21 protein-coding genes are annotated in these 21,133 nt (G+C 69.9%); 9 read left to right on the plus strand and 12 right to left on the minus strand.

Going from position 1 to position 21,133, the window contains the following annotated elements:
• Window positions 1-154: 154 nt before the first annotated feature.
• From ACIQ7M_RS24635 to ACIQ7M_RS24655, 5 genes are all read right to left on the minus strand, one after another.
• Window positions 155-1,177: an ABC transporter permease gene (locus ACIQ7M_RS24635; protein ID WP_403648006.1), complete on the minus strand. Its 1,023-nt coding sequence runs from the start codon at window positions 1,175-1,177 to the stop codon at window positions 155-157.
• A complete protein-coding gene (locus ACIQ7M_RS24640; protein WP_384796568.1) occupies window positions 1,174-2,136 on the minus strand; it encodes an ABC transporter permease in 963 nt (320 codons plus the stop codon). The genes ACIQ7M_RS24635 and ACIQ7M_RS24640 overlap by 4 nt, the downstream gene beginning before the upstream one ends.
• Window positions 2,129-3,703, minus strand: a complete 1,575-nt coding sequence (locus ACIQ7M_RS24645; RefSeq protein ID WP_403648010.1) for a sugar ABC transporter ATP-binding protein — start codon at window positions 3,701-3,703, stop codon at window positions 2,129-2,131. The genes ACIQ7M_RS24640 and ACIQ7M_RS24645 overlap by 8 nt, the downstream gene beginning before the upstream one ends.
• A gap of 1 nt (window position 3,704) precedes the next feature.
• A complete protein-coding gene (locus tag ACIQ7M_RS24650) occupies window positions 3,705-4,805 on the minus strand; it encodes an ABC transporter substrate-binding protein (RefSeq protein ID WP_386987593.1) in 1,101 nt (366 codons plus the stop codon).
• A 143-nt stretch (window positions 4,806-4,948) separates the two neighbouring features.
• Window positions 4,949-5,962, minus strand: coding sequence for a LacI family DNA-binding transcriptional regulator (locus tag ACIQ7M_RS24655; RefSeq protein WP_386987590.1), 1,014 nt, complete (start codon window positions 5,960-5,962; stop codon window positions 4,949-4,951).
• Between the two features lie 159 nt (window positions 5,963-6,121).
• Between ACIQ7M_RS24655 and ACIQ7M_RS24660 the strand changes: the two genes are divergently transcribed.
• Together ACIQ7M_RS24660 and ACIQ7M_RS24665 are read left to right on the plus strand one after the other, a co-directional pair.
• On the plus strand, window positions 6,122-8,725 hold the full coding sequence (locus ACIQ7M_RS24660; RefSeq protein ID WP_403648014.1) for a PA14 domain-containing protein: 2,604 nt from the start codon (window positions 6,122-6,124) through the stop codon (window positions 8,723-8,725).
• Between the two features lie 245 nt (window positions 8,726-8,970).
• Window positions 8,971-10,173, plus strand: a complete 1,203-nt coding sequence (locus tag ACIQ7M_RS24665) for an MFS transporter (RefSeq protein ID WP_403648017.1) — start codon at window positions 8,971-8,973, stop codon at window positions 10,171-10,173.
• A gap of 8 nt (window positions 10,174-10,181) precedes the next feature.
• Here ACIQ7M_RS24665 and ACIQ7M_RS24670 read toward each other — a convergent pair whose 3' ends face one another.
• The 3 genes from ACIQ7M_RS24670 to ACIQ7M_RS24680 form a co-directional block, all read right to left on the minus strand.
• Window positions 10,182-10,652 (minus strand): hypothetical protein, encoded by a 471-nt coding sequence (locus ACIQ7M_RS24670; protein ID WP_403648020.1) that lies wholly within the window; start codon window positions 10,650-10,652, stop codon window positions 10,182-10,184.
• A gap of 37 nt (window positions 10,653-10,689) precedes the next feature.
• Entirely contained in the window at window positions 10,690-11,295 is a 606-nt protein-coding gene (locus ACIQ7M_RS24675; RefSeq protein WP_403648023.1) for a hypothetical protein, read from the minus strand.
• Window positions 11,296-11,606: 311 nt separating this feature from the next.
• Window positions 11,607-12,536 carry an alpha/beta hydrolase gene (locus ACIQ7M_RS24680; RefSeq protein ID WP_403648026.1) on the minus strand — a complete coding sequence of 310 codons (930 nt, stop codon included), beginning with the start codon at window positions 12,534-12,536 and terminating at the stop codon, window positions 11,607-11,609.
• 109 nt (window positions 12,537-12,645) lie between these two features.
• Between ACIQ7M_RS24680 and ACIQ7M_RS24685 the strand changes: the two genes are divergently transcribed.
• Both ACIQ7M_RS24685 and ACIQ7M_RS24690 read left to right on the plus strand, forming a co-directional pair.
• Window positions 12,646-13,092 (plus strand): MarR family winged helix-turn-helix transcriptional regulator, encoded by a 447-nt coding sequence (locus ACIQ7M_RS24685; protein ID WP_389845476.1) that lies wholly within the window; start codon window positions 12,646-12,648, stop codon window positions 13,090-13,092.
• A gap of 254 nt (window positions 13,093-13,346) precedes the next feature.
• Complete coding sequence (locus ACIQ7M_RS24690) at window positions 13,347-13,643, plus strand: hypothetical protein (protein ID WP_386988460.1); 297 nt, start codon at window positions 13,347-13,349, stop codon at window positions 13,641-13,643.
• A gap of 117 nt (window positions 13,644-13,760) precedes the next feature.
• Here ACIQ7M_RS24690 and ACIQ7M_RS24695 read toward each other — a convergent pair whose 3' ends face one another.
• Both ACIQ7M_RS24695 and ACIQ7M_RS24700 read right to left on the minus strand, forming a co-directional pair.
• The gene (locus tag ACIQ7M_RS24695) at window positions 13,761-14,321 is read right to left on the minus strand and encodes a GNAT family N-acetyltransferase (protein ID WP_403648031.1); all 561 of its coding nucleotides are present in this window, start codon (window positions 14,319-14,321) and stop codon (window positions 13,761-13,763) included.
• A 167-nt stretch (window positions 14,322-14,488) separates the two neighbouring features.
• Window positions 14,489-15,016, minus strand: coding sequence for a MarR family winged helix-turn-helix transcriptional regulator (locus ACIQ7M_RS24700; RefSeq protein WP_403648034.1), 528 nt, complete (start codon window positions 15,014-15,016; stop codon window positions 14,489-14,491).
• A gap of 96 nt (window positions 15,017-15,112) precedes the next feature.
• Here ACIQ7M_RS24700 and ACIQ7M_RS24705 point away from each other — a divergent pair, with 96 nt between their 5' ends.
• Complete coding sequence (locus ACIQ7M_RS24705) at window positions 15,113-15,475, plus strand: HGxxPAAW family protein (RefSeq protein ID WP_403648037.1); 363 nt, start codon at window positions 15,113-15,115, stop codon at window positions 15,473-15,475.
• Window positions 15,476-15,529: 54 nt separating this feature from the next.
• Here ACIQ7M_RS24705 and ACIQ7M_RS24710 read toward each other — a convergent pair whose 3' ends face one another.
• Window positions 15,530-15,784, minus strand: a complete 255-nt coding sequence (locus ACIQ7M_RS24710; protein WP_403648041.1) for a hypothetical protein — start codon at window positions 15,782-15,784, stop codon at window positions 15,530-15,532.
• A gap of 94 nt (window positions 15,785-15,878) precedes the next feature.
• Window positions 15,879-16,970, minus strand: coding sequence for a PP2C family protein-serine/threonine phosphatase (locus tag ACIQ7M_RS24715; protein ID WP_403648044.1), 1,092 nt, complete (start codon window positions 16,968-16,970; stop codon window positions 15,879-15,881).
• A 281-nt stretch (window positions 16,971-17,251) separates the two neighbouring features.
• On the opposite strand from ACIQ7M_RS24715, the gene ACIQ7M_RS24720 reads away from it, so the two are divergent.
• The 4 genes from ACIQ7M_RS24720 (at window position 17,252) to ACIQ7M_RS24735 (ending at window position 20,328) form a co-directional block, all read left to right on the plus strand.
• Window positions 17,252-18,028 carry a hypothetical protein gene (locus ACIQ7M_RS24720; RefSeq protein ID WP_403648047.1) on the plus strand — a complete coding sequence of 259 codons (777 nt, stop codon included), beginning with the start codon at window positions 17,252-17,254 and terminating at the stop codon, window positions 18,026-18,028.
• A gap of 337 nt (window positions 18,029-18,365) precedes the next feature.
• Window positions 18,366-18,734, plus strand: a complete 369-nt coding sequence (locus tag ACIQ7M_RS24725; RefSeq protein WP_403648050.1) for a hypothetical protein — start codon at window positions 18,366-18,368, stop codon at window positions 18,732-18,734.
• A 502-nt stretch (window positions 18,735-19,236) separates the two neighbouring features.
• Window positions 19,237-19,380 (plus strand): hypothetical protein, encoded by a 144-nt coding sequence (locus ACIQ7M_RS24730; RefSeq protein WP_403648053.1) that lies wholly within the window; start codon window positions 19,237-19,239, stop codon window positions 19,378-19,380.
• A 183-nt stretch (window positions 19,381-19,563) separates the two neighbouring features.
• Complete coding sequence (locus tag ACIQ7M_RS24735; RefSeq protein ID WP_403648055.1) at window positions 19,564-20,328, plus strand: MerR family transcriptional regulator; 765 nt, start codon at window positions 19,564-19,566, stop codon at window positions 20,326-20,328.
• Window positions 20,329-21,133 lie beyond the last annotated feature (805 nt).

Consider the following 21,133-nt stretch of genomic DNA (forward strand, 5'->3'; position numbering starts at 1 on the left):
TACGTGGGTGGCATCCCGTAGGCATGGGGAGATGACCGGCTCGAGTTCCGGGCCCGCCCGGACCCGATGACGTACGAAACCGCAGGACGGCATCGCCGCGAAAGGCCCGCACCGATCGGTGCGGGCCTTCCGCTGTCCGGACGGGTCGCGGCCCTCACAGCACCCGGCGTCTGCGTCCGAGCCAGGTCTGCGCGATGACCACGACGGCCAGGAAGGCGCCGCTGACGACCTGTTGGTAGGCGGAGTCCAGCGAGCCGATCTGGTTGATGACGTTCTGGATGACCTTCAGGAGCAGCACCCCGACGAGCGAACCGCTGATGAAGCCGAACCCGCCGGTGAGCAGGGTGCCGCCGATGACGACCGCGGAGATCGCCTCCAGTTCCATGCCCGAGCCGAGGATCGTGACGCCCGACGCGAGCCATGCCGCGTTGAGCGCTCCGGCGAGTCCCGCGCACAGCCCGGAGAGCGTGTAGACGGAGATCTTCGTACGGGCCACGGGGGCGCCCATCAGGGCCGCGGCGTCCTCGTTCCCGCCGACCGCGTACACGTACTGCCCGAACCGGGTGCGCCTGAGGACCACCGCGCCGAGTACGAACAGCGCGACGGTGATCCACACGGGTACGCCGACGCCGAGCAGTGCCCCTTGCCCGATCTTCGCGAAGAACGACCCCTTCTCCACGAGATACGTCTTCGAGCCCTCGTCGGTGACGGAGAGCAGGATGCCCCGCGCGCCGAGCATCGAGGCCAGCGTGACGATGAACGGAGCGAGCCGCGAACGGGCGATCAGCAGGCCGTTGACGAGGCCGATCAGTCCGCAGACGGCCAGCGGCAGCAGCAGCGCGGCGACCGCCCCGTACTGGGACGCCCAGGCCGCGAGCACGCCGCCGAGCGCGAAGAGCGAGCCCACCGACAGGTCGATGCCGCCGGTGATGATGACGAAGGTCATGCCGAGCGCGACCACGGCGAGGAACGCCGAGGAGAGCGCCATGTTCTCCAGGTTGTCGCCGGTCAGGAAGGTGTCGAAGCCGATGGACGCCGCGGCCATCGCGACGAGCAGCGTGACGAGCGCGCCGTGCTGCTGGGCGAGGGCGCTGAGCCGTTCGGAACGGCCGGCGCCGGCCGGTTCCTCCTCCGCCGTGTTCTTCGCGCGCACCGGAATGTCCACGTCGGTCGTCATCGCTTTCCTCGTTCCCGGGCCGCGTACACGGCGAGGACGATCACCACGGCCTGGGCGATCTGGGTCCACGACGGCGGCAGATCGTGCTTGATGAGCGTGGTGGTGAGCAACTGGATGAGGACGGCGCCGGCGACAGTGCCGCCGATCCGGATCCGGCCACCGCTCAGCGGTGTGCCGCCGACCACGACCGCGGTGATGGCGGACAGTTCCATCAGGTTGCCGAGCGAGGACGGGTCGCTCGCGGTGAGGCGGGCGGTGGCGAGGACACCCGCGACGGCCGCGAGGACGCCCGAGCAGACGTACACGAGGATGAGGACGCGCCGCACCGGCAGTCCGGCGAGCCGGGCCGCGGGGCGGCTGTCCCCGATGGCGAGGAGACTGCGCCCGAAGGTCGTACGGCGTACGACGAAGCCGACGAGCAGGGCGAGGGCCGCGGCGATCAGGACGACGTACGGGACGCCCAGGACATCACCGGAGCCGAGTTCCGCCATGGCCGGGTCGTGGACGTCCTTGAGCTGGGGGAGGAGCACCAGGGCGAGACCGCGCCCGGCGACCATCAGGGCGAGTGTCGCCACGATCGGCTGGACGCCGACGAACGCGATGAGCGAGCCGTTGGCGACACCGATCACGGCGCCGCCGACCAGCGCGATCAGGACGGCGATCCCCGGGCCGTAGCCGAGATAGAGGGACAGGAGGGAGGTGGACAGGGCCATCACCGAGCCCACCGCCAGGTCGACGCCCTCGCTGCCGATCGCCAGCGCCATGCCGAGCGCCACGATCAGGACCGGGGCGACCTGGACCGCCTGGGTGCGGAAGTTCTCCGTGGACAGGAAGTGCGGGGTGAAGACGGTGTTCACCAGGAACAGGACCACGACCCCCAGGTAGACGCCGTACTCCTGGAGCAGGGCCAGCAGACGGTCGCGGTCGGCTGTCACCCGGCCGAGCGTCAGTTCAGTCATCGTGGCCTCCCGGTCCTGTGCCCTCGTCGGTGGCCGCGGCCGTGACCGTGGCCGCGACGGTGAGGGCGGCGGGTGCGGTGGCGATCGCGCGCATCAGCCGGTCCTCGGTGACGGCGTCGCCGGTCAGCTCCTCCACGACGGCGCCGTCCTTGAGGACGATCACCCGGTCGCTGCCCTCGATCAGTTCCTCGGGGTCGGAGGAGATGAGCAGGACGCCCAGCCCGTCGTCGGCCAGTTCGTCGATCAGTTTCTGCACCTCCGCCTTGGCGCCGACGTCGATGCCCCGGGTCGGCTCGTCGAGAAGCAGGACCTTGGGCTGCATGGCCAGCCAGCGGGCCAGCAGCACCTTCTGCTGGTTGCCGCCGGACAGTTCGCCCACTTTCTGCCGGGGGCTCGCCGCCTTGATCCGCAGCCGCTTCATGAACGTCTCCACGATGCGGTCGATACGCGCCTCGTCGACCAGACCGAAGCGTGAGAGCCCGGGCAGCGCGGCGAGCGCGATGTTCTCGCGCACCGAGAGACCCGGCACGATCCCCTCGGCCTTGCGGTCCTCGGGCAGCAGGCTGATGCCGGCCCGGATCGCCGCGGGAGTCGAGCCGGCGCGCACGCGCACACCCCCCACGACGACCTGCCCGGAGTCGGTGGGCAGCGCCCCCGCGATGGCCTTGGCCGTCTCGCTGCGCCCCGAACCGAGCAGCCCGCCGAGCCCCACCACCTCACCGGGCCGCACCGAGACGGACACGCCGTGCAGTTGGTGACGCACGGTCAAGTCGCTTGCCTCCAGGACGGGTTCGGCCCCGGTGTCATGGCCGCCCGCGAACTTGGTCAGGCCCTCCTGCCGTACGTCCGCGATCTCCCGCCCCAGCATCAGCGCCACGAGCCTGAGCCGGTCGAGTTCGGCGATCCGGCCCGTGTGCACGACCTTGCCGTCGCGCAGCACGGTGACCGCGTCGCAGATCTCGTACAACTCGTCGAGCCGGTGGCTGACGTAGACCACCGCGATGCCCCGCTCGCGCAGCATCCGGATCACCCCGAACAGGGTCCGTACCTCCCGGGGTTCGAGCGAGGAGGTCGGCTCGTCCATGACGACGACCCGGGCGTCGACCGAGACGGCTCGGGCGAGGGCCACCATCTGCTGCGCCCCGACGCCCAGTTCGCGCAGGGGCCGGCGCACGTCGACCCGCAGGCCGAGCTCGCCCAGTGCCGCCTCGGCCTGCCGGTGCATGCTCCGGAAGTCGATCAGGCCGAGGCGGCCGCGGGGTTCACGGCCGAGGAAGAGGTTGCGGGCCACGCTCATCAGCGGGACCAGGTTGACCTCTTGGTAGATGGTGGAGATCCCCGCGTGCTGCGCCTGGAGCGGGGTGGCGAAGCGGACCGCAGCGCCGTCGTACATCACCTCGCCCTCGTCGGGCTGGTAGACACCGGTGAGGACCTTGATGAGGGTCGACTTGCCCGCGCCGTTCTCGCCGATGAGGGCGTGCACCTCCCCGGCGCGGGCCGTGAAGTCCACGGAGGACAGGGCCTTCACGCCGGGGAAGGTCTTCGACAGGCCGTTCACTGACAACATGTCAGTAGGCCTTGCCCAGGTCGGTCTTGGCGTTGTCCTTGGTGTACGCGCTGTCCTGGATGACGATGTCCTGGGAGACCTTCTCGCCCTTGGTGAAGGTGTCCAGGGTCTGGAAGGCGAGTGGTCCGAAGCGCGGGTTGGACTCGACGACGCCGTCGATCCAGCCGTCGACGATGCCCTGGACGGCGTTGCGGGTGCCGTCGATCGTCACGATCTTCACCGCGCCCGGCTGCTTGCCCGCCCCCTTGAGGGCGTTGACCGCGCCGAGGCCCATCTCGTCGTTCTCGGCGTAGATCCCGGTGATGCCGGGCTTGGACTGGATGAGGTTCTCGGTGACCGACTGGCCCTTCTCCCGGGCGAATTCACCGGTCTGCTTGAAGACGATCTTGAGGCCCGGGGCCTTCTCCTTGATGCGGTCCTCGAAGCCCTTGGTGCGTTCGGTCGTCACGTTGTTGCCGGCGGCGCCCAGCAGGATGGCGATCTCGCCCTTGCCGCCGGTCGATTCGATCATCTGGTCCGCGGCCCGCTTGCCCTGCTCCACGAAGTCGGAGCCGATGAAGCTCACGTAGTCCTTGCAGGCGGTGGCGTTGATCTTGCGGTCGATGGTGATGATCGGGATGTGCTTGGCGGACGCCGAGCGCAGGACGGGCTCCCAGCCGTCGGAGTTGAGCGGCGCGATCACGAGGAGGTCGGCGCCCTTGGCGATGAGGTCCTGGACATCGCTGATCTGCTTGGAGAACTGCGACTGGGCGTTGGCCGTCAGCAGCTTCACGCCCAGCTTGTCCGCCTCGGCCTTGATCGACGCGGTCTCGGCGATCCGGAAGGGGTTGGCCTCCTTCTCGGACTGGGAGAAGCCGACGGTGGCCGACTTCAGGTCGATCTTCTTGGCGCCGTAGGCGTCGATGGCGCAGGTCGGGCCGGAGCCCGTGGACGGAGAGGCGACGACCTGGCCCTGGTCGCTCGCTCCGGCGGAGCTCGTGTCCTTGCCTGCGGTGTCGTCCTCGGACTTCGCGCATCCGGAGACGAGCGCGAGGCTCGTGATGAGGCCGGTGGCGAGGAGGGTCCTGGCGGAGGTGCGGTGACGTGGTGCGAGCGGCTTCATGGAGTCCCCAAACGGCACGGCCCCGGCGCTGAGAGCGCTCCCGGGGATGATCGGCTCTTGCGGTCGGCTCGGTGTACTCGTCGTTCCGGGGAGGTTTTTACATCGTTGGAAGAGACCTGTAAACCCCTCCGTCCGAAATCCCGTCAGCGCCGCCCCAGCGTGCTCTCCCGCTCAACCAGTCTGAAATCAGCCGTCAGTTCACGTCCGCCGGGCTCGGTCCGGCCCGACAGGCTGCGCAGCAGGGAGGCCACCGCCATCCGCGCGATGGCCTGCTTGTCCGGCGAGATCGTCGTCAGGGTGACCGCGCCGAACCGGCCCTCCTCGATGTCGTCGAAGCCCACCACCGCCACATCCCACGGAACCCGCAGGCCGCGCTCGTGCAGCACCCGCATCGCACCGATCGCGACCAGGTCGTTGTACGCGAAGACGGCGTCCGGGCGCACCCCGGAGTCCAGCAGCCTGGCCATCGCCCGCGCGCCCTCGTCACGGTCCCAGCCGCCGACCGGCACCACGAGTTCGTCGGGGGCCGGCACCCCGGCCTCCGTCAGCTCCGCGCGCCAGCCCGCCAGTCGCAGATGCGCGGGCCGGTTGGCCGAATCCGTGCGGGCCCCCACGTAGGCGATCCGCGAGCGCCCGCGGCTCAGCAGATGACGGACCGCGCTGCGCGCGGCCGACACGTTGTCGATCGCGATGTGGTCGTAGGGAAGTTCGTACTGCCGCTCGCCGAGCAGCACGAGGGGCACGTCGTCGGTGCGGGAGCGCAGATCCTCGTCCTCCAGCTCCAGCGGGCTGAGGATCAGACCGTCGATGACGTTCGCCCGGAAACCCTGGCTCACCAGCACTTCCTGTTCCCGGTCGCCGCGCGTGTGGTCCAGCAGGACGGTGAACTCGTGCTCGGCGGCGGCGTCGATCACGGCTCCCGCCAGCTCCGCGAAGTACGGGTTGCCCAGCTCGGGGACGGCGAGGGCGATGATGCCCGTGCGTCCTTTGCGCAGGTGGCGCGCCGTGAGGTTGGGCCGGTAGCCCAGCTCGTCGATGGCCTCCTGGACCCGGGCGCGCATGGCCGGGGTGACGTGCGGATAGTTGTTCACGACGTTGGAAACCGTCTTGATCGAGACGCCGGCGTGCTCCGCGACGTCCTTCAGGCTGACCCGCAAGGGATCTCCTCTTCATCGATGTGCGCCTCTGTCACCTGGCCGTTTGTCATGACCCTGGACAGAGGCCGGGACCCGTGCTGTGATGCCCACTCCCGCTACTTCCAACGTTGTACAGACTGAAGCAACGAGCCGCCACCCTTCCTCAGCCAAGGAGGATCCGTGCGCAAAAGCAGACTCCGAACCCACATGGCGCTCCTGATCGTCGCCGTTCTCGGCCTCGCGGGACTCACCGCGGCCCCGGCCGCCACAGCGGCCGACGACCCGGTGGAAGTCCACGGCCTGAAGGGCGAGTACTACACCCAGTCCGCCCCCGGCGCCTTCGACTTCCACGAGCTCAAAGCCACCGGATTAGACACCAACCTCGATTTCGACAACCTGGAGCCCCGGCTCTCCTTCGCCACCGGACAGTCGGACGACGTCAACGTCCGCTGGACCGGCCGGATCGTCCCCGAGAAGACCGGACCGCACACGTTCTCGATCATCGGGGACAACGGATTCCGGCTCTGGGTCGACGGGCACCTCGCCATCGACCACTGGGTCGACGACTGGGACCGCGAACAGACCTCCCAGCCCCTCGACCTGACCGCCGGCCAGGCCTACGACATCAAGGTCGAGTACTTCGAGCACTTCGGCGGCTCCAACCTCCATCTGCGCTGGACCCCGCCCGGCGGCAGCAGGACGGCCGTCCCGCAGTCGGCACTCCGGCTGCCCGACGGATACGCCTACGACGGGGCCGTCGCCACCACCGTCCAGGCCGACGGCCGCAGCCTGCGCCTCGACTTCGCCCAGCCGCTCACCGAACCCCCGGCGAGTCTGACCGACCACGTCGAAGCCGTCATCGGCGGCGCCAAGTGGCCGCTGACCACGGCCACGTTGGACCCCGCCGACCCCAAGTCCCTGATCGTCGGCCTGAAGGAACCCGTCGTCGGCAACAAGTCCGGTACGGCCAAGGGCACCGCCGACCTGCGCTACGACGGCCAGGGCGGCCTCTCGGGAACGAACGGCAACGTTGTCAACGCCTTCTGGAGCAGCGGCCCCAACGGCTCCACCCACGAGCTGCGGACGAAGTGGGCCGACGCCGTCGAGGCCGGCAAGGCCAAGACCGCGTACCCCCGCCCCCAGCTCACCCGGACCGACTGGCGTGATCTCAACGGCTCCTGGCAGTTCGCCGCGGCCAAGGCCGGCGAACAGCCCCCGGTCGGCAGGAAGCTCGCCGAGAAGATCCGCGTGCCCTACCCGGTGGAGTCCCAGCTCTCCGGCGTCGAACGGCACGAGGACCGCATGTGGTACCGCCGCACCTTCACCGTCCCCCGCGACTGGAAGGTCGGCTCCGGCAAGCGCCTCCAGCTCAACTTCGGAGCCGTCGACTGGCGGGCCGAGGTCTACGTCAACGGCACCAAGGTCGCCGAACACGAGGGCGGCTACGACAAGTTCGGCGCCGACATCACCGCCGCGCTCAAGCCCGGCCGCACCCAGGAACTGATCGTCGGCGTCTACGACCCGACCGACGCGCAGAGCGGCGAGAACCCGCCGGTCGGCAAGCAGCGCCTCGACCCCAGCGGCATCTGGTACACCCCGTCCTCCGGCATCTGGCAGACGGTGTGGATGGAGCCCGTGGCTGCCGACCACGTCGACTCCCTCAAGCTGACGCCCGACGTCAAGAACAGCCGGCTCACCGTCGAACCGAAGGGCGTCCGGGACGGAGTGCCGGTCACCGCGACCGCGTACGCCGGACACCGCAAGGTCGCCACCGTGAAGGGCCGCACCGGGCAGCCGCTCGTCCTGAAGATCACCGACCCGCACCTCTGGTCACCCGACGACCCCTTCCTCTACGACCTGAAGGTGAGCGTCGGCGCCGACCGCGTCGGCAGCTACTTCGGCATGCGGTCGATCGCCGTGGAGCAGGTGAACGGAACCCCGCGCACCGTCCTCAACGGCAAACCCGTCTTCATGATGGCCACCCTCGACCAGGGCTTCTGGCCCGACGGCCTCTACACCGCACCCACGGACGAGGCCCTCGCGTACGACCTGAAGGCGCACAAGCAGATGGGCTTCAACGCCGTCCGCAAACACATCAAGGTCGAACCCGACCGCTGGTTCTACTGGGCCGACCGGCTCGGTCTGATGGTCTGGCAGGACATGCCCGCCATGACGGCGGGAGTCAACCCGAGCGCCGCGTCCCGCGCCGAGTACGAGCGCGAGATGAAGCAGATGATCGACGAGCACATCAGCAGCCCCTCGGTCGTCATGTGGGTGACCTTCAACGAGGGCTGGGGCCAGTACGACGAGGCCCGCATCGCCGACCAGGCCAAGGCCTGGGACCCGACACGCCTCGTCAACTCCATGTCGGGCATCAACCTCGGCGTGGACGGCGGCACCGGCGACATCATCGACGAACACGGCTACCCGAGCCCCGCGCTGCCACCGAACCCGGACGGGAAACGGGCCCTGGTCAGCGGCGAGTACGGCGGTCTCGGACTCGCGGTGCCCGGACACGCCTGGTCCGTGCAGCAGTCGTACGTGGACGTCGACCCCTCGGCGTACACCGACGACTACCTGGCCCGCCTCGCCGAGGTCCACAAGCTCGCCTGCAAGGGCGGCAACGGCGCCGTCTACACCCAGATCTCGGACGTGGAAGGAGAACTGAACGGCCTGATCACCTACGACCGCGCGGTGGTCAAGCCGGACGTGGCCCGGCTCAAGGCCGCCCACGAGGCGCTGATCCACGACGCGTCCCAGGCGACACCGGCCGGCTGCTCCTGACGACGGGGCGCCCGGAGCACGCCTCCCCGCCGCTCCGGGCGCGCATCGCACCGGCCCCCTGACAGGCCGTCGGCGCGGTCCGCCCTCCCACCACGGGAGGGCGGACCGCGTCCAGTTCCTCGTTGCCCACCCATGACGAGCACTCGGAAGGCCGGAGATCACCCATGGCCGCCCCCGGCTCCTCGCGCTCCGCGCGGCGGCACGTCGGTCCGGATCGTGGCGGCCACGACGTTACTGTCGGCGGCATGGACGGTGATCGCCGAGGGTGGCGCCAGTGTTTGCTCAGCGGGGCGGTGTTCGCGGTCTGCATGGCCGGCACCACACTGCCCACCCCGCTCTACGGCCTCTACCAGGAGAAGTTCGGATTCTCCGAGCTGACCGTCACCGTCGTGTACGCCGTCTACGCCTTCGGGGTCATGGGCGTGCTGCTGCTCGCGGGCAACGCCTCGGACACCGTGGGCCGGAGGCCGGTGCTCCTGTGGGGCCTCGGCTTCGCGGCGGCGAGCGCCGTCTGCTTCCTGGCCGCCACCGGGCTGGGCTGGCTGTACGTGGGGCGGCTGATGTCGGGCCTGTCCGCGGGCCTGTTCACCGGAGCCGCCACCGCCTACGTGATGGAACTGGCACCGCCGGGCGGTCGTGCCCGGGCCACCTTCGTCGCCACGGCAGCCAACATGGGCGGACTCGGCTGCGGTCCGCTGATCGCGGGTCTCCTCGCGCAGTACGCCCCCTGGCCGCTGTACCTGCCGTTCGCCGTACACCTCGCCCTGGTGGCACTCTCCGCCGCCGTGGTGCTGTGGCTCCCGGAGACCGTCCGCGAACGCCGCCCGCTGAACACCGTACGACCGCAGCGGCCCGGACTGCCCCCGCAGGTCCGGCCGGTGTTCACACCACCCGCGATCGCCGCGTTCGTGGGGTTCGCCCTGTTCGGGGTGTTCACCTCCGTCAGCCCCGCGTTCCTCGCCGAGTCCCTGGACGTGACCAACCACGCGGTGAGCGGACTGGTCGTCGCCCTCGCCTTCTTCGCCTCGACCGCCGGACAACTCGCCGTCGGCCGGGTCGGCGTGGGACGGTCCCTGCCCCTGGGCTGCGCCGCCCTCCTCGTCGGCCTCGCCCTGCTCGCCGGCGCGCTGCGCTGGGACCTGCTGGTCCTGGTGGTGCTGAGCGCGATCGTCGGCGGGGCCGGTCAGGGCCTCGCGTTCCGCGGCGCCCTCACCACTGTCGCCCAGGCCTCACCCGAAGACCAGCGAGCGGCGGTGATCTCCACCCTGTTCGTGGTCGCGTACGCGGGCATCTCGGTGCCGGTGATCGGAGTGGGTGTACTGGTGGGGCCCATCGGCCTGGAGGGCGCCGGGCTGGTGTTCATCGCGTGCATGGCGGTACTGGTGTCGATCGCGGGCGTCTATTTGCTCCGACGGCCGGTTCCTGTCGAGTCCGGCCGCGACGCGTGACGCATGACTCACCTCTGGAGTTTCAAGCCCCTAGGTGATGTGAGGCCCTTGTCCGGGTGCGCGCGGAACGTCGCTGTCCAGACGGTGGGCGGACAGGATGTGCCGTTGGGGTGTTGCTCGGTCAGCCTGGCACGGGTGCTGTCCTCGACAACCGTGTCACCGGTCTTCACCGACGTCACGGTGAGTCGCACCGGCACGGTGGACGCGCCGACGTCGTCGGGGAGTTGAACCGACAGCGTGGCGAACGGGTCGTCGGGACGGCCCGACTTCCGTTCCTCGCAGTGGCTGTTCACACAGAGCCAGATGCTCGCCGCGTCCTGGCCACCGAAGTCGGCGGGCCGCCACAGGACGGAGACCCGCGAGTCGTCGTCGGCCATGGTGCACGAAGTGTCCTGGCCGAGGAGCGAGCATCCGGCCAGGACCGCCACCACCACCGGTAGGTGAAGGGTCCGGAGCATGGCGGCGCCGTCTCGCGTCATCTGTGCTCCGGGGCCAAGATCCGTTGGGAGACGGACTCTAGTACGGACCGCCGCGGAAGAGCAGGCTGCCGTGGTGGCGTGGGCGGTCGCCGCGTTCGTGGGCCGCGTCGGAACGGTCGGCGGGAGCCGAACGGTCCGACAGGGCACGGAGGGTCGACAGGCCCGCGAGGACCTCGTCGCGACGCCCGGCGGATTTCATCCAGGCCGGCAGCCGGGCGAACATCGCCCTGGTCGGGGAGGCGCGACGCTCGCGCAGCCGGGCGCCCACGAAGGCGGCGAGGGCGTCGACGTGCTCTTCGTCGTAGGCCCACAGAATCCGCCCGGCACAGCGGGTCTGAAGCCAGAGCGGCCGCCGGAAGAAGGGGTCCTCGGTGCCGCCGGGCACCGCGCCGACCAGGGCGGTGTCCCGTTGCCCGGCCGCCCAGTCGGCGACGGCTCCGCAGCCCGCGCACGCGAGGCGGCGCGGCCGGAAGAGCAGGTCGCTGACGTACTTCGACGGCGGCCCGATGTCCGGCCGGGGGACCACCAGCGCGCGGCCACCGCACCTCGGGCAGACCACGAGGATCCGTCCGGTGTACCGGACGAGCCACGTGCCGTGGTCGCGGTGGCGGACCGGATCGGGCTTCGCCGGCTCGGAGTTCATGCCGCACACCCTGCCAGGCCCGGCTCGTCCATGGCGACCGGGATACGGCGCGAGGGCGACGTCCGAGGCCGACGAGCCCGTACCACCACGTCCTCCGTACCGAGCGTGCGCGCCGGCGGACCGAGGCCCCTCTCCCCCTCCCGAACGGCCGCGAGACTCCCGTCCCCCCGACTGGGTTCCCCGTCCCCCCGACAGGGTTCCCCGCCCCCATCGTGGGGTTCTGCCACCAGCGAATTTGAACCCGTGATGTCGGCGACGGTGCTCCTGTGGCCGTCGCCGACATCACGGGGAGGCCGCCGGGTCGGTCGGTGTCAGTGGACCGGTTCGAGATGGTCGGCGCCCGGGCGGCCGGCGCTCAGGTGGGCGGCGAGGAAGCGGGCGGCGCGGTCGAGTGCGGCGTCCGCCTCGTCGAGGCGGCCGTAGTGGTGCTGGAAGACGTGGGGGAGGCCGGGGCCGACTTCGAGCGTGACCTCGACGCCGTCGGCGCCCGCGCGGCTGGCCAGTCGGACCGCGTCGTCGAGGAGTACCTCGTTCGCCCCGACCTGCACGAGGAGTGGGGGAAGTCCGGTGAGGTCGGCGAACACCGGGCTGGCGAGGTGCTGCGCCCGGTCGCCCGCGCCGATGTAGAGATCGGCGCAGGCGCGCACGTCGGCCGCCGTGAAAATGGGATCGGCGCCCTCCTTGGAACGGATGCTTTCCCCAGTGAGGGTCAGGTCGACCCAGGGAGAGAAGACGACCACGGCGGCCGGCTGTGGCAGCCCGGCCTCCCGGGCGGCGAGCAGCGTGGCGATGCTCAAGCCGGCTCCGGCGGAGTCACCGGCCAGGACGAGGTCCCGTGGGTCGGTGCCCGACGCCAGCAACTCGCGGTAGGCCGCGAGCCCGTCGTCGAGGGCCGCGGGGAACGGGTGCTCGGGCGCCAGCCGGTAGTCCACCGACGTCGCGCGCAGCCCGGCGCGGCGGGCCAGTTCACCGACCAGCCCCGCGTGGGTGTCCGGTGAGCCGACGACGTAGCCACCGCCGTGCAGGTAGAGCAGCCGGCCGCGGCCGGAGGCTCCGGCCGGCTCCAGCTCCAGGGCCGGCCGCCCGCCCAGGACGGTCTCGCGGGTGACCACGTCGTCCGGCGCGGGGCGGGTGAGGGCCGCGGCGAAACCGTTGCGCTGCTCCTCGGGAGTGGGCGGCTTCTCGCTGCGAGGGGCGGAACGGAGTATGGCGTCCAGGGCGTCGCGCTGCTGTCGGGACATGTGGGGCCTCCATGGGTCGGGGTGCGAGGATGGATTCCTGGGAATCCACCTGCCCGCCTCAACTGTATTCCGAGGAAGATGATTCCCTGGAATCTACTGGAAGGCCAATGTGAGCCACATCACCCCGATCTTCATCGACCTGGTCCGCGTCGAGACTCGGCTCTACAACGCGGTGAGCGCCCGGCTGCGCGCCGAACAAGGGCTGGGACTGGGGCAGTTCGAGTTCTTGGAGATCATCGACCGCGTGCCCGGGTGCCGCGTGCTCGACATCGTCGGCGAACTGGCGATCACCGTGGGGGCCGTCAGCAAGGCGGTCGACCGGCTGGTGGCCGCGGGCTGGTGCCTACGGGTCGCGCACCCCCAGGACCGTCGTTCGTCCGTCCTGCGCCTCACATCCGAGGGTCAGGAGCGATTGGCCGCTTCCCGCCCCATCGTCGAGAGCGAGCTCACCTCACTGACCGCGACGGTTCCCGCCGACGACCTCGCCCGCATCGGCGCAACCCTGGCCGGCCTTCGCGCGACCTTGGAGGCGGGCCCCCACGGCCGGGCGGAATGACGGGACGAGCCCCGCGAACGACAGCGGACCTCCCGGAGTCGAAGAACCGGGGCGGTGGGGGGAGAGGTCGGGGCGTCGTCGTCGACGGGTCCTTGTGCGCCAAGGTCGACGCCGTCGACGCGGAGCTCATGCTGGTGCCCCGAGTGCCGGGTCGGCGCGTGTTATGGGGCCTTGCCTCGAAGCGTGAATGTCCACGCGGTGCGGGCGAGTTGCGGATTTCACGGGTGTGCCGGCAACTGATTATGATCTTGGCCATGTCTGTGCAGAACTCGAACTCCGACAGAGCCCTGTCGCGCAAGCAGCGCCTTCAGGAGAAGCAGCGCCGTCAGTTGGCGGTCGTCGACACCGTGGACAAGGCCGAGGCCAAGGTCCGCAAGGCCGAGGTCGAGGTGGCCATGGCGGTCGCCGAGGCGGTCCAGGTGTTCGGCGGCATGCAGGAGGCGTCGGAGGGGCTCGACATGCCGATCCAGACGGTCCAGCGGTTCCTTGGCATCGCGCAGGACGAAGCGGTGAGCGCCGACAACGTCGTAGAGTCCGTCGGCGGATCCTGACCCCCTGCGTAGACGGCGGGCCCTCGCGGGAGAGCGTGGGCCCCGCACCGGGGATACGGCATTGCGGCCGGACATCTCGCCGGTGGTGGAGCCCGCCCCAGCCATTGGTGCCGAATGTCAACCGTCGGTCGTCACCGTGGAGATGGGCGAGGGCTCCGCGCCGTGAACCGGCACGGCCTTTTCGAGAAGGGTGAACGACTTCCGAATGCCGCCCGGTTGGGGCTTGCCCGCCTTGTGGCCGACGACCTGGTAGCCGGCGTTCAGGTAGTACGAGTTCAGGCGGGCGTTTCCGGCGAGACAGTCCAGGCGCACCAACGCCCGTCCTGCCGAAGCCACCCGACGCTCGGCGGCCCGGAGCAGCAACTGCCCCGTTCCCGGAGGGGTATTGGTCCGGTCCACCATGAGGCGGTGGACGTAGCCGGCCAGGGGTGGTTGTGGCCCCCAGGCGTCATCATCGGCCCACCACAGTTCCCAAGCCCCGACCAGACGGTCGGCGGTTTCCGCGACCCAGACCTCTCCGCTCGTCATGACTCTGCGGAAGTGATCCTCGCCCAGTTCACCCGGCTGCCACTGGCCGGTGATCCCGTGAGCGAGCATCCATCGAGCGGCATCGTCACGCAGACGAACGACGGAAGCCACGTCGGGCTCAGTGGCGAGGCGAAAACGTATGTCGTTCACATCGCGATCCTCGCACGGAGACGAACCACCGTGGCTGTGCCGGCGGTCGCGCCATGTCGTACTGAGAGGTCCTGACAGGAGCCGTTGTTGCTGTGACTCGGCTTCGGTGTCGGGGGAGACCACGGTCACGGCCACGACAAGTACCGCCTTCGCGGGGCGCGGGATCGTCACCCTCGATGAGACGGAGTCCCGTCGGCGGGCGGTGACGTGGGCACTCCCTCCCGGATCTCGTGCAACGCCTCGTCGAACATGGTGCGGGCCTTGGTGAACCAGTCCGCCAGTACGGCGATCTCATCCGGCCCGTAGTCGGCGAAGAGCGCCGCCAGTCGCTGGTAGACGGGGCCGTAGATCTCGAGAACGCGTTCCTGGGCGGTCTCCTCCATGACCACGTACACGCGTCGGCGGTCGCCCGGGTCCGCGGTTCGCCGGATGTAGCCCGCCTTCTCCAGGCGGTTCAGCACTCCGGTCACCGCTCCGGTGGTGAGCCTGGCCCGTTCCGCCAGATCGCCCGCGACGAGTGATTCGCCGGCCGTCGACGCCTCCATGAGAAAGCCCAGGCAGGTGAGGTCCGTGACGTTCAGGCCCATCCGGCGGGCGATGTCCTGCTGTCCGAACTGGGCCGTGGCGATCATCCGGTCCATGGCGTAGAGCGCGTGGTCCGCCGTCGCGGCCGGGCGAGCCTTGTGATCACTCACGGTTCCTCTTAGTATCTAAGATAATTAGCTCGCGAGGTAAGAGATCTCGCGATGGGGTCATCCCTACCATTTTCACAGCTCTCGAGGGGCGAGATCATGTTCATCCACGGTGACGACGACCACGACCTGGGCCACACGGTCGCCGGCTGGAGCGGTGCGGGCATCGCGGCGCTGGGATTCGGGTTCTGCGGACTCGCGATGATCAGGGCGTCGGGACTTCTCGTGCTCGCCGGAGTGGCGGTGCTGGTCCTGGCGGCGCTGGCCACATGGATGCTGCACCTGGCGGGCTGGGGCAAACCGAGCGGCCCTCGTCCGGTGGCCCAGTGGGGCTGGCGGGTCAGAGACGTCACCGCCCGCGACGGTCACAGCGACTGCCTCGGCTGCCGCCTCGCGGGACGCCGGGCCCCTCGTCGGCACGTCGCGGAACGCCCCGCCGAGACCGCCGTCGCCGACGCCTGAGCGGATCAGGTGGCTGAACGGCCTTCCGCGACCGGGGCGACTCCCGGACCTCGTCTAGTTCAGGGGCTCGTAGAACGGGCGGTCAGGGACGGAGGAGCCCGCCATGACGTCGTCGCCCTTCAGGTACGCCAAGAGCCAGTCGTACGGCCCACCGCTGATCAGGACGGGCCCGCAGGCGTCGGTCAGGGCCCGGAAATCGGCGGGGAAGGAGACCCCGAGTTCCTGCTCCAGACGCGTCCAGGGAGCGGCATCGGACCAATGGAATCCGGGGTCTCCCAGTAGCGCCTTGATCTCCTCGAGTGTTGCCATGATCTTCCCCTACCGGCACGGCTGTGATCACGGGAGCATCCCATGCCCCGCCGTGGCCGGAATCGGGTCCCCGGCGTCGCCCGGCCCGCGCGCGTTACGCGGTCTCGGACTCGTGGGTGATCGCCAGCAGTGCCATGTCGTCGGTCCGCCGGCCGCCGGTGTGCTGGTGCACGTCGGCCAGCAGGGCGTCGAGGAGGGCGTCCGGACGGCTGTACCGCGTCAGGTCGGACCGGCCGGCCGGATCGTAGAACTCTCCCCTCGTGTCCCGGGCTTCCGTGAGTCCGTCGGTGTAGAGCAGCAGAGTGGCGCCCTCCGGGAACGTCACCGTGTCGACGGGTTCCGGACCGGCGGCGAGAGCGGTCAGGCCCAGGGGCAACGCCGGCCGGCTCGGTTCGACATACCGCACGCCATCCGGCGACAACAGCATGGGTGCCGGGTGACCGCGGTTGACCAGGCGGACCTGGTTCCCGTGCCGGGGGAACTCCGCGACCACGCTCGTGATGAACCCTTCGAGTTCGGTCACGCCCCCCGACTGCTCGATCTCGAGGGCGACGGCTCGCTCCAGCCGTTCCACGAGCGCGGTGAGGCTGGGTTCTTGCAGGGCCGCCTCACGGAAGGTGCCGATGCTGTCCGCGACGGCCCTGACCGCGTTCAGACCCTTGCCGCGCACATCGCCGATCACGCAGCGCACGCCGAACGGCGTATCGACCACCGCGTAGAGGTCTCCGCCGATCTGCGCGTCCGACTGCGCGGCCTCGTACCGGGCGGCGAACCGCAGCGGCCCGCTCGTCTCCGGCGGGTCGCGCAGGACGGCCCGCTGGACGGCGGCGGCGATGTCACGGGCCGAACGGAGCTGCTTGTGCAGATGGTGGAGAAGGCGATTGAGGAAGATCGAGATCACGGCCACCGTCGCGACCATGGCCAGTTCGCTGAACTCGGTGGCGGTTCCGTGAAAGCCGAAGTACCCGAACATGGCCAGGTCGAGGAGGAACGCCGTCACCCCGGTCACGACGGTCCCGCGCAGGGACAGCAGAGGAGCGGCCGTGAGGATCGCTGCCGCGTAGAGAGCGGCGGCGCTGACAGTCGGCGGCGTGGCGAAATCGATCACCACGGCCGTGCACAGCAGAACCGCCGGCAGCAGGGGCCTCCACCTTCCCAGCCGCTGCCACACCGTCAGCCCGGCCACGCGCTGCTCCAGACGTCGACTGATCTCCCGGCCGGCCCAGGCTATGGGCTGTCCGTCCGCCCCGCCGTCCCATCGCCGTCCGGCTCGCACGCGACGTGACGGCTATGACCCGAACGCCGCACACCGGGGGCACCCGCGGCGGCCGATCCGGCGGCGCGTGACACCCGCGCGGGGCCTTAGCACACGGACCGCGGACCGCCCGGCAACTCCCGACTTCGCGTCCCGCGGGGTCCTGGCGGCCCGAATAATTCGGCACCCGGTACAGACGAAGAGGGGATCCGGTGGCTCGTCGCACCAACACGTCCTGCCTGGGCGTGGCCGTCAAGGGGTATCTGCTGCTGAACCTGTGGACCGCCGTCGGCTACGCCCTGGCGCTGCCGGTCACCCTGCCCGACCTGATGGCGTCTCAGGATCCTCCACTGCACGTCCAGGGCCCGGTGCAGTACGCGGTCCTCTACGGCGTACCCGTCGCCGCCGCCGCGGGCGTGGCCCTTTTCGCGAGCCGCCGAGGGTCCGTCGCCCGATGGATCGTCGTCGTTCGCGCGGCAGCGGTGCTCGTGCTCGGCCAGATCGCCGCCCACTGGGCCGCGGCCCGGTTCGACGCGCCGGAGTGGAGTGCCCGCGCGATGGCGCAGTGCGGTGCCGCCGGTCTCACCGCGTACCTGTGTCGGGTGGCGGTGCGCCGGTGGGACAACCGCGGTCTCCCCTCGGGAAGCCGTCGCCCGGGGCCGGGCGAGATCTGGCACGCGGTGGTTCCGTTCCGGGACAACGAGGGCAGCAAGGAACGCTACTGCGTGGTCATCGGGAGCCGTCCCCACTACGCGGAGGTCCTCAAGATCACCAGCCAGAACAAGGACCACCGCGACGACCACATCCGCATGCCCAACGAAGGCTGGGACCTCACCTCGGGCAAGGACCACTGGGTCGAGATCGGCCTTCAGCCGCTCAGGGTTCCGTACCAGGATTTCACCGACGGCCGCCCCAAAGGTCGTTGCCCCCGATCGGTCTGGCGCCGGCTGCGGGCCGAGAGTCCGGCACCCGCGGCAACCGGGGTGTGAGAGACCCCGGCATCCGTGACCTGCGTCCGGGGTGTCAGGACCCCGGCATCGGGACCGTTGGCCAGGGTGTCAGGACCCGGCATCGGGGACCGTTAGCCAGGGTGTGAGGGCATTGGCGCTGGTTCGCGGGTCACAGCAAGGACACGAAGCGTTCGCGATCATCCACTCCGAGTCACACAGGCGCCAGAATGGCGGCGCTCAAAGGCGTCCTTGGGGGGACCCTGCACACAAGATCCGTCGCTGTTGGCCGCAGGGGTGACCAGGCGGACCTCCTGGCCGAAGACCCTCACCGGACCGGAACGATCAAGTAGCCAGCCCGAGCCTGGGAGAACCCGCCATGCAACGCCGTGCCGTCATCGCCGCCGTCACCGCACTGCTCGTCTCCGTCCTCGGCGCATGCAGCAGCGCCGCGCAGTCCAGACGTTCCAAGTCGTCGCCCACGTACGCCGCCGACAGTGTCAACGCCCGCTGCCGGGCGCAGGATTGGCCCCAGCCCATGCCCGACGTCGAGGGCCGGCCGTTCGACCCGCTCGGCAAGGACCTCATGTGCTTCGACAACATCGAGGCCGTGGCGCCCGACGGACATGACGTGATGACCGACGCGGGCAGCGGGTTGGGGGCCTGGACCGTGGTTTCCAGTACGCCCGGCCCGGGTGTCAAGGTCCGGATCACCACTCCGATCACGCTCGAGCTCCGGAGAGGATGAAAGGCTTACGGAGGAACGCGAGCAACAGGGCGCCACGCTCGGGACTGTCTGTCGTGACATCAGTGCCCTGGGGCCGGCCAGTCGAACGACCCTTGGGCAGCCGAGGTGCGACCGCTGCCCCGCTCCACCCCGGAAAGGGGCAGCGGGCGCACCCTGGGTGCGAAATTCCAGACGCTCGGCCCGACTTCCTGGTCTTCGACGACCGGGAGTGGACCTTCACCAGCAGGCCCGCCTCGTTCCATTACTCACGTAGGGTGCAGCGGTGTTCCATCGGCTTTCGGTCAGTGTGTTGCCACCGGGCTCCCGATGGGCTGCCCAGATGTCTCTCCGGATCGATGGTGAGGACGTGGTGGCAGCGGCAATCGGAGAGGGAGGCCGCGGCCCGTTCGCGGAGGAGACACTGCCCGCTGATGGCCCGGGTCCCCTCTGGGCGACAGACGAGGGACGACGTGTAGTGCTGGGTGAGCCCAAGTGCACGGGTGGATGCTGTGGCTACCTGTCCGTGTTCGTGCAGCGTCGCGGCGGGATCGTGGAGTGGTCTGACTGGCAGGTGCCGGTTGATGCGGCGCGCCCTCCGGCCTTTCACTTCGACGCCGATCAGTACGACGCCGAACTGACGCGAGCGCTGGCAACGTTCGCCTCGTGACGGTCCGCCGTGTGGTTGGTTCCCCGCGCGGCGGCCGGGCCACCCTGATCGAGCGCGGTGCCGGACTCCTCGTTGCTCCAGCCAATGGAGACAGCTTGGCGGAGGTCGTTCTCAACGAGAGAGAACGACCTCCAGGCCGAGCAGGCTTGTACCTCACGCGACGTCAGGGAGCATCGTTGAGGCATGGGCATCGACCAGACGTGGAAAGTCGGAACGCTTGCCGAGGCGAGTGGGCTGACTGTTCGTACCTTGCATCACTGGGACCGGATCGGGCTTCTCAGTCCCTCCAGGCGTACGGCCGTCGGACACCGTGAGTACACCGAGCAGGATGTGATCCGCCTGTATCAGGTACTCGCGCTGCGTCGTCTCGGACTGGGGCTGGAGAGCATCACCACGTGCCTGGATGCCGGAGTCGACCCGGTCCGACTGGTGAGCGAGCACCTGGCCGGCGTCGAAGCCTCCATCGCGGCCCTTGAGACCCTGAGGCAACGGCTGGCCCACATCCACGGCGAGTTGGTCTCCGACCAGGCACCGGAGATCTCCGCGTTGATCGGCGCGCTCCAGACGATGGGCAGCACGGGACCGGAGAGCAAGCAGGCGCTGCGGCGGCACCTCGACAACGACCAGATGCAGACTCTGCATGACCGGGCGTCAGCGCTGGGTCCCGCCGCCTACTACCTGCTTCAGGTCGAGTGGCCGGAGCTGTACCGCAGGGCCGAGGCGCTGCGGACCGCCGGGGTGGAGCCGGCGGCGCCCCAGGTGAGGAAGCTGGTGGAACGCATGGATGAGCTGAGCTCGCTGTTCACCGGGGGCGACAGTGACGTTTCGGTCGCGGTGCGGTCCGCCTGGCAGCACGAGCCGGCCGCCATGTCCGGTGACCCGACGGCTCCGGCCGACACCTGGCACGCCCTGACCGCCTACCTCGACCGCGCCCGATCCACCGCATGACCGTTCGTCCTGGTAGTGCCTGCCCCGTTCGTCCCGGTAGTGCATGCCCCGTTCGGACCGTACCCGCCTGACACCTGACACCTGACCCGACGGATCCGCTCCGAACCCTGCACCGGCTCCCACCCCGCCCTGCGAGCGGTGCGGGCTGCCCGTCACCGGCCAGGAGGGGGAATACGAGTTGTCCGCTCCGCCCGAGGACGGTCGGCACTGCCCGACGTGCCGCGGCGACATGCGCCAGTACCCGGCTCTGCGGCAGGGGCTTTTCGGACGGCGGATGCGCGGTGCTCTGCGACGACTCCGTGGACCGCTGGGCACGACACTGAGACGGCCGCCAGACGATGCCCTTGCACGTGGTCCGGACGACCAGCAGGGCCCAGAACTGGACAGTGCTGCCGTTGCACACGACGTCGGTGACATCCCTCACGCGCCCGGTCCCCATCAACGTGCCGCGATAGTACGTGGCGTGTGGCCGATATAGGCGGATCTGGCGTATGGAAGCAGGCATACACGACATCTCGGCCGGGGCTGCCGGGCCGGGTTACCGGCCTCGAGCTGCCGGACCGCCTCTGCCGTCCTTCTGACGAAGTGTGAGGCGCCGTCGGTGTCTGGCGCGGCGGCCCGGCACAGTCCCGGGCCGGATTCAAGGGTGCCCCTCGTCTACTAGGCGAGGTAGTGGAAAGCCCCCGTTGCCGTGTCCTCCCGCGGCTTTTAACAATGACGGCCCGCAAGGCGTCCCCGCAGGTCAAGCGCAGTGTCTGTGCGAAACCGAGCCCGCCGGAGGCGCGAGGAGAGTCGACCGAACGAG

The sequence above is a fragment of the Streptomyces sp. NPDC096324 genome (assembly GCF_044763015.1).
Classification (GTDB): Bacteria; Actinomycetota; Actinomycetes; order Streptomycetales; family Streptomycetaceae; genus Streptomyces.

Coding starts and splice junctions, on each gene's coding strand:
- ACIQ7M_RS24635 (WP_403648006.1), bottom strand. CDS start 1,177: ATGACGACCGACGTGGACATTCCGGTGCGCGCGAAGAACACGGCGGAG.
- ACIQ7M_RS24640 (WP_384796568.1), bottom strand. CDS start 2,136: ATGACTGAACTGACGCTCGGCCGGGTGACAGCCGACCGCGACCGTCTG.
- ACIQ7M_RS24645 (WP_403648010.1), bottom strand. CDS start 3,703: ATGTTGTCAGTGAACGGCCTGTCGAAGACCTTCCCCGGCGTGAAGGCC.
- ACIQ7M_RS24650 (WP_386987593.1), bottom strand. CDS start 4,805: ATGAAGCCGCTCGCACCACGTCACCGCACCTCCGCCAGGACCCTCCTC.
- ACIQ7M_RS24665 (WP_403648017.1), top strand. CDS start 8,971: ATGGACGGTGATCGCCGAGGGTGGCGCCAGTGTTTGCTCAGCGGGGCG.
- ACIQ7M_RS24670 (WP_403648020.1), bottom strand. CDS start 10,652: ATGACGCGAGACGGCGCCGCCATGCTCCGGACCCTTCACCTACCGGTG.
- ACIQ7M_RS24675 (WP_403648023.1), bottom strand. CDS start 11,295: ATGAACTCCGAGCCGGCGAAGCCCGATCCGGTCCGCCACCGCGACCAC.
- ACIQ7M_RS24680 (WP_403648026.1), bottom strand. CDS start 12,536: ATGTCCCGACAGCAGCGCGACGCCCTGGACGCCATACTCCGTTCCGCC.
- ACIQ7M_RS24690 (WP_386988460.1), top strand. CDS start 13,347: ATGTCTGTGCAGAACTCGAACTCCGACAGAGCCCTGTCGCGCAAGCAG.
- ACIQ7M_RS24705 (WP_403648037.1), top strand. CDS start 15,113: ATGTTCATCCACGGTGACGACGACCACGACCTGGGCCACACGGTCGCC.
- ACIQ7M_RS24710 (WP_403648041.1), bottom strand. CDS start 15,784: ATGGCAACACTCGAGGAGATCAAGGCGCTACTGGGAGACCCCGGATTC.
- ACIQ7M_RS24725 (WP_403648050.1), top strand. CDS start 18,366: ATGCAACGCCGTGCCGTCATCGCCGCCGTCACCGCACTGCTCGTCTCC.
- ACIQ7M_RS24735 (WP_403648055.1), top strand. CDS start 19,564: ATGGGCATCGACCAGACGTGGAAAGTCGGAACGCTTGCCGAGGCGAGT.